The following is an 11,201-nucleotide window of genomic DNA, read 5'->3' as shown; positions in this document are numbered from 1 at the left end:
CAGCGTGCGCGCTCCGCGGCGGCGCGCCTCCGCTGGCGCGCGAGGATCCGAGACGGCCCGGGCAGCGTCCGTGACCGCGCCGGACAGCGTCCGTGACCACGCCGGGCGCCGGACAGCGTCCGTGCCCGCGTCGGGCTCTGACGTGTTCGTCATGCCGTGCCGCAGTGGGCCATGACAGCCGGGACATCAGCGCCGGCGCGCGGGACGGGGAGCGCCGTCCGCTGCACCGTTCCGTGCACCGCGCGTCCCCACGAAGCGCGCTGTGGACGGCAGCAATTCGTCGCTCGCTCGACGGCAACGCGTATTGCAGCGCTCCATCGGATAGTCGAACATCCAATGAAGTGGCCGCCATCTTGCTTGGCGGCGGACCGGAGGCCCCTCATGCATAGACTGCTTGCACCGCGCCGCAGCTTGTCCCCGATGCTCGCCATCCTGGCGACCGCATCATCCTTTGCCGCCTGCGCTCCGTGGGAGCTCGCGGAGAACGATCCCCCCGAGGTCGATGATCCCGGGAGCGTCTCCATCGCGGCGGAGCCGCCGCCGGCGATCAGCGGCGGGACGCTCGCCGTGAGCAAGAGCGCAGTCAGGGCGGTGGCCTCGGATCCGGATCGCGACCGGGTGTGGGTCGTCGATCTCCAGGCGCAGAAGCTGACCGCGGAGATCGCCCTGGAGAAGGGCGACGAGCCGGGCCGGGTCGTCGAGGATGACGCGGGGCGGTTCCACGTCGCGCTCCGCCGCGGCGGAGCGATCGTCACGATCGACGCGGGCAGCGGCAAGATCGTCGACCGGCGCGCGGCGTGCCCGGCCCCGAGGGGCATCGCCTACGATGCCAGGACAGACGCGCTCCACGTCGCCTGCCTCGGCGGCGAGCTCGTGACGCTGCCGGCCGGCCCCGGGGCGGCGACGCGCACCCTGCGGCTCGAGCGCGACCTGCGCGACGTCGTCGTGGATGGCGATCGGCTCCTGGTCAGCAAGTTCCGTTCTGCGCAGCTGCTCACCGTCGACGAGGACGGCAGCGTCGTGGCGCGCGAGTCGGCGCCGCGGTTCGACCTGTTCGGGCAGCAGTTCACCCCGGTCGTCGCCTGGCGGACGCTCAAGCTGCCGACGGGGGGCGTCGCGATGGTGCACCAGCGCGCCCTGGTCGCGCCCGTCGAGATCGTCGAGGGCGGCTACAGCTCCGGCGGCTGCGACGGGAGCATCGTGCACAGCACGGTGTCGGAGCTCGGGACGCCGGCGTCCGAGGGCCAGACGAGGGTCTCCGCTGCCATCCCGTCCGCGACCCTCCCCGTCGATCTGGCGATCTCCGACGACGGCGCGTCCTACGCGGTCGTCGCGGCCGGCACGAACGAGATCCTCGTGACCAGCCATGTGAGCCTGTCCCGGGACGTGGGGTTCGAATTCAATGGCGAGGACCCCTGCGATCAGGCGTCCCAGCGGATCGCGGTGGACGGCGAGCCCACCGCCGTCGCGTTCGCCGGCAGCGCCATGATCGTGCAGACCCGCGAGCCGGCGACCCTCCAGGTGGTCGCGCTCGACGGCTCCAGGCCCCGCACCATCAAGCTCCCCGGGGAGAGCCGGAGGGACACCGGCCACGAGATGTTCCACAAGAACGCGTCGGGCCCGATGGCGTGCGCGTCGTGCCATCCGGAAGGCGGCGAGGACGGCCACACCTGGGTCTTCAACCCCATCGGGCCGCGGCGCACCCAGTTCGTGAGCGGCGGGATCCTCAACACCGCGCCGTTCCACTGGGACGGCGACATGTCCGGCATCGAGGCCATCATGGGCGAGGTCTTCGAGCGGCGCATGGGCGGCATGCACCAGGGCCCGCGCCGGGTGAAGATCTTCGCCCGGTGGATCGACAGCCTCCCCGCGCCGCCGGTGTCGTCGACCCCCAACGCCGAGGCCGTGGCGCGCGGTGACGCCCTCTTCCACGACAAGACCGTGGACTGCGCGAGCTGCCACGCGGGCGCCCAGCTCACGAACAACGAGTCGTTCGACGTCGGCACGAGCAAGGCCTTCCAGGTGCCGTCGCTGGTCCGGATCGGCGCCCGCGCGCCGTTCATGCACGATGGATGCGCGGCGACGCTGAAGGACCGGTTCGTCAACCCCGCGTGCGGTGGCGGCGACAAGCACGGCAAGACGTCCCACCTGTCGGACGAGCAGATCGACGACCTGGTCGCCTACCTCGAGACCCTCTGACAGCCCTCCTGCCGGCTCCCCGGGCGGGATTTCCGCCGGGGAGCCCGCCCCGATCGCGCCCCCCTCACCGCGAATGATGTAACGAGCGCCGAGCCGCGATATGCTGGCGCGGCGTGAACGTCGCAGAACAAGTCGCCACCCTCGAAGCGCTCCTCCAGCGGGTGCAGCGGAACGCCGCTGCGCCTCGAACCCGGACGCAGCTCCCGGTCTCGGCCGAGCTCGTCCCGCACCGCGGTGAAGCGCCCGGCGCCATCGCCAACGACATCGCAGGCGCGGCCTCGCCGGACGGCAGGCTGAGCCCGGCGGAGGCGTCGCTGGCAGGCGAAGCGCGGACCGCAGCGGCGGCCGGCGCGGTCGCGCCGCGCGCCCCCGAGCCGGTCCTGGACGACGTCGGCGGGCTCGACGGCGCTGGTCCAGCCGGCGATGCGCGCCAGGTCGCCGCGTCGCCGGGCGCTCAGGCGCCGAAGCAGCCGGCTGCGGCCGCCAGAGCACCGCAGCAGCCTCAGCCCGCCGCGAAGGCGCCGCAGCAGCCACAACCCGCGAAAACGCCGCAGCAGCCTCCGGTGAAGACGCCCGCGGCTGCCGCGGCCGTCGCGACCGGGGCCAAGGCGCCGGCCGGCAAGCCGGCCGCCGCAACGCCGGCGCGCACCCCGGCGCCTTCGGCGGGCTCAGCCGATAGGGCCGCGGCCGCGAGACCCGCAGCGTCGCTCGACCTGCCGCGGGCCGAAGCCCGCGACGCTGGCCCCCCCGCCGGCGCGCAGGAGACCTACCGTCCGCCCGCGGAGCCCGAGATCAAGCCGAGAGAGGCGGCCCGGCCCGCGGCGGTCAAGGTCACGGCGCCGGTTGCCAGGTCAGCCGGCCAGGGCAGGGACGCGCTCTCCGGGGGCCCGGCGATACCGCCGGCCCGCGGCTCCAGCCCGCGCGCAGAAGGGAAGCCGTTCTTCCCTCACGAGGACGCCGGGGCGAGGCCGAAGGTGGCCGAGAGCGACAGCGAGCTCTCGTTCGCAGGGCTCCTCCCCGACGAGCCCGAGCAGAGGCCGGGTGCAGCGCTGAAGCTCCCTGCCGAGCGCAGGCCGGCGCCGGAGGCTGCCGCGCCCGAGGCCCGCGCCGAGCGCAGGTCGTTGCCCGACCGCGCCGAGGTTCCCGCCGCGGCGCGCGCGACGGCCACGCCGGTCACGAAGGAAGAGGTCTCCGCGGAGGCGGCCACGGCGCGCTTGATGGTCGCCACCGGCGAGCCGCTCACCCCCAAGGCACCGGCGGAGGCGGCCGCCGCTGCGCGGCGCGCGATCGGGGAGACGCCCGTCGAGCGCGAGCTCAGCCGCGAGATGGTCGACGACGAGCCGACCGTGATCCGCGGCATGCTCGAGGACGAGCCGACCGTGATCCGCTCGAGGCCCGAGGGCCTGGAGGACGAGGAGACGGCGGTCCGCTCCGCGCGCTCCGAGGCCCAGGCGATCGCGCGCTCGGTCCATGATCAGGAGACCGTCGAGGCGCCGCCCGGGGTGCTGCCCAGGGAGGCGAGCGAGGAAGCCGAGCGCAAGGCCAGGCCGAGGCCCGCCGACCGCGACCTGCTCCCGAAGGTCATCACCAAGGATCCGCCCATCCCGGCGGAGCGAGCGCCGAAGCAGTCCGAGGTCGCGACGACGCGGCCGCCTGCGGAGGCCAACGTCGTCACCGAGCTCCCGGCGCCGCGTCCTCGCTCTCGCGTGGGCATCGCCCTCGCGGTCGTGGCGCTCCTCGTGGCGGGCGCGGCCGTGGCGCACCGCCTCGGGCTATTCGGCTCCGAGCCTGCGCCCCTCCCCGACACGGCCCCGGGAGCAACCCAGGAGGTCACGGCGCAGCCTACGGCCGCGCAGCCTGCCGAGACGGCGCCGACTCCGCCCCCGGCGCCCGTCGAGACCGCGACTGCAGCGCCGTCGGCGGTCGAGGCGGCGGCGCCGGCCGAGACCGCAGCGCCTGCTGCGAGCGCTGCGCCTGCCGCGGGCAGCGCGGAGGATCTGCCGTCGAACCGTGGCCATCTGCTGGTCAAGTCGTCCGAGCAGGCCTCGGTGTACGTGAACGGCTCGCTCGCCGGGGCCACGGGAGAGACGCTCGATGTTCCTTGCGGGACGCGTTACGTGCGGCTCGGCAAGCTGACGACCGAGAAGGCGTCGACCCCCACGTGGCTCTCCGCCGGCCAGGCCGTGATCGTGGGCTGCCGCAAGAAGACCGAGGTGTCGATCGACGCCACGGCCGCGAGCCCGGCGCCCGAGCGGCCCGCAAAGCGGAAGGCCCGCCCGTCTGGTGCCGCCGCCCCTGACCAGGAGGGCGCCGCGCCGGCGCCCGCCGGGGGAGACACGCCTCCCGCCCCCGCCCCTGACCCCGCCCAGTAGCAGCTCACCTCCGCGGTGATCTATTCGAAGCCGCCCTCCGGGCGGCCGGACGCTTCTGCAGGGAGCCAGGAGCGCGGTGCTAGGCTGCGCGCCTCATGGAACCCAAGACGACTGCCCTCCCCCACGCGGAAGGCGCGGCGGCGGATGAAGCAGCGGCAGTGCCGGCGCGCGGCAGGGCGGCGGGCGCCGGGCCCTTCCCGGCGCGCAGCCCAGCAGGGGGCGAGCTCCTCGACGACGTCGAGGAGACAGCGCCCAGCGCCGTCGGGGAGCTCGTCGCCCGAGCGCGCGTGGCGCAGGGCGCCTGGGCCGAGGTCCCGGTACGGGAGCGGGCGGAGGTCATCGCGAAGGTCAAGAAGCGCCTGCTCACGCGGGCCGAAGAGATCGCGGCGCTCGTGCACCGCGAGTGCGGCAAGCCGATCGAGGAGGCCGCGCTGGCCGAGGTGCTGCCGAACGCCGATCTCATCGACTACTGGACCCTGTCGATAGAAGAGCTGCTCGACGCGTCTCCCGTGGATCTCGATCCCCTCGCCTACCCCGGTAAGGTCGGGCGGATCCAGAGGGCCCCGCGCGGCGTCGTCGCGCTCATCACGCCGTGGAACTACCCGGTTGCGATCCCGCTGCGCACGATCGTGCCGGCGCTGCTCGCGGGCAACGCCGTGGTCTTCAAGCCGAGCGAGGTCACGCCGCGCGCGGGCGCGCTCGCAGCCTCGCTGTTCGACGGGCTGCTCCCCGACGGCGTCCTCGCCGTCGCGCAGGGCGGCAGCGACGTCGGCGCCGCGCTCATCGAGGCCGGCGTCGATCTCGTCGTCTTCACCGGCAGCGTCGCCACCGGCAAGAAGATCGCGGTCGCCTGCGCCGAGCGCCTCATCCCGACGTCACTCGAGCTCGGCGGGAAGGACAGCGCCATCGTGCTCGGCGACTGCGACCTGGAGCGCGCCGCGCGCGGCGTCGTCTGGGGGGCCTTCACGAACGCCGGACAGAACTGCGCCTCCATCGAGCGCGTCTACGTCGAGCGAGCGATCGCGGACCGCTTCATCGAGCGGGTCGTCGCCCTCACCGGGCAGCTCCGCGTCGGCGTCGACGTCGGGGTGATGACGACCGCGCGGCAGGCGCAGGTCGTGCGGCGGCAGCTCGAGGCGGCGGTCGAGGGAGGGGCGGAGATCCTCGCCGGCGGCGCCCCGGAGCAGGGCTCGCTCGCCTTCCCGCCGACGGTCGTCAGGGTGGAGCGCGAGGACACGCCGCTGCTCCGGGAGGAGACCTTCGGCCCCATCCTCCCTGTCCTCGTGGTGAACGGCGCCGAGGAGGCGGTCGCGCGCACCAACGCGTCGCGCTTCGCGCTCACGACCAGCCTCTGGACCCGCGGCCAGGAGCGAGCTCATGCGCTCGCGCGACGGCTGCGCTCGGGGGTGGTGACGATCAACAACCACGGCTTCACGGGCGCGCTCCCGGCCGCCCCGTGGACGGGGACGGGCGACAGCGGCTCCGGCGTCACGAGCAGCCCGCACGCGCTCGCGGAGCTGACGCGGCCGCGCTTCGTCCTGGAAGATCGCAGCAGGGCGAAGAGCGAGCTGTGGTGGTACCCTTATACTCCAGCGCTCCGGACCATCGCCTTCGCGATGGCGCGGGTGCGAGGCGGCGCCGGATGGTTCGGCCGCGTCAGCGCCCTGGTCGAGCTCGCCGCGGCGTTCGCGAAGCGCCTGCTCGGTCGCTGACCCGGAGCCCTCATCGAGCTAGCGCATGCGCCCTTTGATCCTCCTGTCCAACGACGACGGTTACTCGGCCCCAGGTCTGATCGCGGTGCGAGACGAGCTCGCGCGGCACGCCGAGGTCGTCGTGTGCGCCCCCGCGGTCAACCAGAGCGCGACGAGCCACTCCCTGAGCCTGCACCGCGTCCTCCGGCTGCTGGAAGCTGCGCCCGGCGTGTTCGCGGTCGACGGGACGCCCGCCGACTGCATCTATGTGGCCCTTCACGCTGGCACGCGCGTGCTCCCGCGCCGCCCCGATCTCGTCGTGTCCGGCATGAACCACGGGCTCAACCTGGGCTCCGACATCTTCTACTCGGGGACGGTGGCCGCTGCGCGCGAAGGAGCGATGCGCGGCATCCCGTCGATCGCGCTCTCCGCCGACGCGGGCGCGTCGCGCGAGGCCGCGGCGGCCCTCGGCGTGAGGCTCGCGCTCGCGCTGCACCGGGCCGCCGGGCAGGCAGCTCGCCGGCCTGCGCCGCTGCTCAACGTCAACATCCCCGCGGGCAGCAGCTGGCCCGTGCGCGCCACGCGCATCGGCGCGCGCCTGTACACCGAAGAGGTGATCTTCCGCCAGGATCCGCGCGGGCACGAGTACCTCTGGATCGGCGGCGCAGGCGTGCGCCACGACCTCGTCCCCGGCTCGGATACGGAGGCCTATGACGAGGGGGCCGTCAGCGTCACCCCGCTGACCCTCGACCTGTTCGCAGCGCAGCACGAGGGCATCGCGAGCGGCATCGCCTCGGAGCTCAACGACGGCCGCGCGCCCTGACGGCGGTCACGCGGCGGCGCCCAGCTCCGCTTTCCGGCACGGGGGCGCTCGCCTAGGCTCGGCGCCCATGTTCAATCACGACGACCTGCCCTCCGAGCACGCGCTCCGTTACCTCAAGGCCCACCTCCGCAACGTCCCGGATTTTCCGAAGCCGGGCATCCTCTTCAAGGACATCACGCCGCTCCTCGCGGACCCGCGGGCGCTCCACATCACGCTGGATCTCCTGGCCCAGCGTTACATCGGCGAGCACGTCGACGTCGTGGTCGGCGTCGAGTCGCGGGGCTTCATCTTCGGCGGCGCGCTGTCCGCCCGGCTCAACGCGAGCTTCGTGCCCGTGCGCAAGCCCGGCAAGCTCCCGGCCGCGACCGATCGCGTGGCGTACGCGCTCGAGTACGGCACGGCGGAGCTCGAGATGCACAAGGGATCCATCAAGGCGGGAGCCAGGGTCCTCGTGGTGGACGACCTGCTCGCGACCGGCGGTACGGCGGCGGCGGCGGCGGAGCTTGCGCGCAAGCAGGGCGGCGAGATCGTCGGGTTTGCCTTCGTCGTCGAGCTCGACTTCCTGGGCGGCCGGGCGCTCCTCGCGGAGCGCGCTGGAGGCGCGGCGCGCGTCTACTCGATCGTGCACTTCGCCGCGGGCGAATGACCGTTCAGTCCTGTCCGACGCCGACCTGCAGCTTGCGCGCGACGATGCGGCTCGCGCTCGTGGCCCGGGTCGGCCCGCCGACAGGGAACGTGATGACGACGGCGCCCGCCCCGCCCCTGGCGATGCCGCCTCCGTGCGCCCCCACGAGCTTGCTCAGGCCCGCGAGGTCGAGCGAGGCGCCGGCGTTGCGGAGCGCGTCGATCGGCCCCGTTCGTCCGAGCGCTGTCAGCGCCCCACGATCCACCGCCGCCAGCTCAGCGAAGAGGCCGGAGGAGTAGACGAGCGCCGCCGCCGCCGCCGCCGGATCCGAGCCGCGGAACCAGGCGCCCGCGTCGTGGTAGGGCAGGTGCGCGCAGCGCGCGTACAGGGCGCCGAGCTCAGCGCCGGCCCCGTCAGCCATCCGGTCGGCGAGGGCGACGAAGCGCGCGCGGAGCGCGGGATCGAAGTACGCGCGCGCGTATCCGCCGGAGAACCGCGCGGTGATCGCGCGCCATGGCGGCGAGCGACCTGCCTCCTCCGGGTCGAACCCGGGGACGATCTCGACGAGCCCGTCGGTCACCGCGGCGAGCTCGGCGTCCGCGCCCGCCGTCAGCTTGCCCTGCGCGATGAGCGCGCCCATGCCCACGGCCTCGGCGTTCAGGGGCTCTTGTGCAGCGGCAGCCTGCGCGGCGCTGGCGCCGCGCGGCATCGCCAGCCAGAGCTCCGCGACCCAGCCCGCGAGCTCGAACGGCCCCATCGATGCGCCGGAGTAGATGCGCTTGCGCGCCGCTTCGCAGGTGCGCGCGTTCCGCGCCGCGTCCTCGCCGGCGGTCGTCTCCGGCGCGGGCGGCAGGGCAGCCGGCGTCTCCCGCGAGCGCAGCATGCGCACCGCGACGAGCACGCCGACGATCACGAGCGCGACCACGCCGATGGGGATCACGATGTGGCGCGCCGGCCGCGCCGACGTGCTCGAAGCGGGCGGCGCGAGCGAGCCCACCGCGCGGTGCGCCTGAGCGAGCCGTCGCGCGATGTCGGACGCCTTGCGCGTGCGCAGGTCCTGCGGCAGGAGCGGCCATTGCTCCACCAGCTGCTCCAGGTCGATGGCGACCGGCGCTCCGCGCCCGTGCAGCGCGATCTGCCGCCCCTGGACGCTCACCGATCCCGATGTTCCAAACAGGCCGAGGGCCTCCTGTACAGCCGCTTCGATCTCCCGCGCGCTGAGGTCGTCCACGATCGCAGGGTAACCGGAATTGCGGTCGACCTGCGCCCGCTTCTTCGCGCTTGCGCCCGGGGCTCCTCGGCGGCAAGCGCGGGAGGCGCCCGGGGAGCGCGGGAAATGCCACGCCAGGGCGATGGAAATGGCACATTCCTGCGCGTGCAGAAGACGCGCGTCTACCTATCGCCCGGCATGTTCGGCTTCGCCACCCTCGCCTCTCTCGAGTACTTCGAGCATTTCATCCGCGCCATCGAGGAGCGCTTCCGCGACCGCGGTCGCGCCGTCGAGATCCGCGTCTGCGAGGTGCACCCGACGGCGTCCATCCTCCGCCGGGCCGCGAAGCTCGCCCGCCTCGTGGACGAGAGCGCCGGGGACGACGGCGGCCCGATCCACATCATCGGCCACTCGACGGGTGGCCTCGACGCCCGCCTCGTCGCCTCGCCCACGGTGCGCCTCCCCGGCAACGCTCACTGCCGGCTCGGCTGGACGAGCCGGCTGCGGTCCGTCACCACGATCAACACGCCCCACTTCGGCACGCCGCTCGCCGCCTTCTTCGCCACGGTGAGCGGTCAGCGCCTGCTCTACGCGGTCACGGCGCTCACGGTGGCGGGCCTCAAGCTCGGCGCGCCGCCGCTCGCGGCTGCCTCCGCCCTCGTCGCCGCGTTCGGGCGCGCGCAGCTCGGCTTCCTGGAGATCGAGCTCATCGACCGCGCGATCGAGAGCTTCATCCGCGTGCTCGACGACGCCTCGAGCCGCGAGCTGCGCGCCTGGCTGAAGCTCTTGCGCGATGACCAGGGCGCCATCGTTCAGCTGATGCCCGAGGCGATGGATCTGCTCCACGCCGGCCTGCAGGACCGCGCGGGTCTCCGTTACCAGAGCGTCGCGACGTACGCGCCGCGCAACGCCGTCCGCGACTGGGTGTCGGCGCTCCGGTCGCCGTGGGGGGCGATGTCGGCGGCGATCTTCACGGCGCTCTCGAACATCACGGCCCGCCTGAACGAGCACTACCCCTGTCGCTCCCATGACGGCTCGATCGAGCAGAAGCTCGCGCGCGTGCTCGGCGAGCTGCCGCCGCCGGACGCCAACGACGGCGTTGTCCCGCTCGCGTCGCAGGTCTGGGGAGAGCTCATCTGGGCTGGCAAGGCCGACCACCTGGACATCGTCGGCCACTTCCCTGGCAAGGGTGGCCACATCGACTGGCTGGCGAGCGGCGCGCGCTTCAACCGCCTGCGCTTCGACGCGGTGCTCGATCGCATCGTGACCGGGATGATGGCCGGCGAGCAGAGCAGCGTGGCAGAGCAGGCGCCGGCGCCGCCGCGCCCGGTCATCGAGACGCTCGCGCCGGAGCGCGGCGACGTCGAGCAAGCTGCCGCCGCGGCGAGCGCGATCGGAGCGCCCCCGGCCGGAGAGCCCGCGACGTGAGCGGCGGCGGCGACGCGGCGCGCGCGCTCGAGCAGATCGCGGCAGAGCTCGTCGAGTGCCGGCGCTGCCCGCGCCTCGTGGCGTGGCGCGAGGACATCGCGCGCGAGAAGCGACGCGCCTACCGGGACCAGACCTACTGGGGCCGCCCGGTGCCAGGCTTCGGCGATCCGGATGCGCCGCTCGTGATCGTCGGGCTGGCCCCGGCGGCGCACGGCGCGAACCGCACCGGCCGGATGTTCACGGGCGATCGGTCGGGCGACTTCCTCTATGCGGCGCTCTTTCGAGCCGGGCTCGCCTCGCAGCCGACGAGCGCGTCGCGCGACGACGGGCTCTCGCTGCGGGGCGTGTTCATCACCGCCCCGTGCCGCTGCGCTCCCCCGAACAACAAGCCCGAGGGCGCCGAGCTCGCCGCGTGCCGCAGCTGGCTCGAGCGAGAGCTCGAGGTCCTGCGCCGCGCCCGCGTCTACCTCGCGCTCGGCAAGATCGGCTACGACGCCGTCGGCGCAATCGCCCGCCCCCAGCGCGCGGCCGCCGCCGGGATGCGCGCGCAGCGCCGCGCAGAAGACGACCCTCGCCTGCCGCAGTTCGCGCACGGCGTCGAGGCAACGATCCCCGATCCGCGCGGCGGTGGCGGCGAGGCGCGGCTCTTCGGCAGCTACCACGTCAGCCAGCAGAACACCCAGACCGGGCGGCTCACCGGCGAGATGTTCGACGAGGTCCTGCGCCGCGCCATGCGCGCAGCAGGGCTGCGCGCTGTCTGAGGACCGCGCGTCGCCTCGAGCCCGCGAGGACCAGCGGAGCTCCTCGCTCGCGCGCCGCTGGCTCGACCCGCTCGCGGCGGTCGTCGGGCAGC

At 74.0% G+C, this 11,201-nt stretch carries 7 protein-coding genes and 1 pseudogene; 7 read left to right on the top strand and 1 reads right to left on the bottom strand.

The genetic code is table 11. From position 1 onward, the window contains the following. Nucleotides 1-420 precede the first annotated feature (420 nt). The 5 genes and pseudogenes from WME89_RS17715 to WME89_RS17695 all read left to right on the top strand — a co-directional run. Nucleotides 421-2,199, top strand: coding sequence for a c-type cytochrome (locus WME89_RS17715; protein WP_438010305.1), 1,779 nt, complete (start codon nt 421-423; stop codon nt 2,197-2,199). A 113-nt stretch (nt 2,200-2,312) separates the two neighbouring features. Further along, a complete protein-coding gene (locus WME89_RS17710; protein ID WP_438010304.1) occupies nt 2,313-4,571 on the top strand; it encodes a hypothetical protein in 2,259 nt (752 codons plus the stop codon). Nucleotides 4,572-4,666: 95 nt separating this feature from the next. Beyond that, a complete protein-coding gene (locus WME89_RS17705; RefSeq protein WP_438010303.1) occupies nt 4,667-6,283 on the top strand; it encodes an aldehyde dehydrogenase family protein in 1,617 nt (538 codons plus the stop codon). Between the two features lie 25 nt (nt 6,284-6,308). Further along, entirely contained in the window at nt 6,309-7,085 is a 777-nt protein-coding gene (gene surE / locus WME89_RS17700; RefSeq protein ID WP_438010302.1) for a 5'/3'-nucleotidase SurE, read from the top strand. 45 nt (nt 7,086-7,130) lie between these two features. Next, nucleotides 7,131-7,731: pseudogene (locus tag WME89_RS17695) on the top strand (adenine phosphoribosyltransferase); the annotation flags it as partial. A gap of 4 nt (nt 7,732-7,735) precedes the next feature. Here the strand turns inward: WME89_RS17695 and WME89_RS17690 are convergent. Beyond that, nucleotides 7,736-8,941, bottom strand: coding sequence for a hypothetical protein (locus tag WME89_RS17690; protein ID WP_438010301.1), 1,206 nt, complete (start codon nt 8,939-8,941; stop codon nt 7,736-7,738). 144 nt (nt 8,942-9,085) lie between these two features. Here WME89_RS17690 and WME89_RS17685 point away from each other — a divergent pair, with 144 nt between their 5' ends. Together WME89_RS17685 and WME89_RS17680 are read left to right on the top strand one after the other, a co-directional pair. Further along, nucleotides 9,086-10,348, top strand: a complete 1,263-nt coding sequence (locus WME89_RS17685; protein WP_438010300.1) for an esterase/lipase family protein — start codon at nt 9,086-9,088, stop codon at nt 10,346-10,348. Continuing rightward, nucleotides 10,345-11,109: a uracil-DNA glycosylase gene (locus WME89_RS17680; protein ID WP_438010299.1), complete on the top strand. Its 765-nt coding sequence runs from the start codon at nt 10,345-10,347 to the stop codon at nt 11,107-11,109. Before WME89_RS17685 ends, WME89_RS17680 begins: the two co-directional genes overlap by 4 nt. The last annotated feature ends 92 nt before the right edge of the window (nt 11,110-11,201 follow it).

Source organism: Sorangium sp. So ce321, from assembly GCF_051530195.1.
Classification (GTDB): Bacteria; Myxococcota_A; Polyangia; order Polyangiales; family Polyangiaceae; genus Sorangium.
This window is presented reverse-complemented; position numbering and strand designations above follow the sequence as displayed.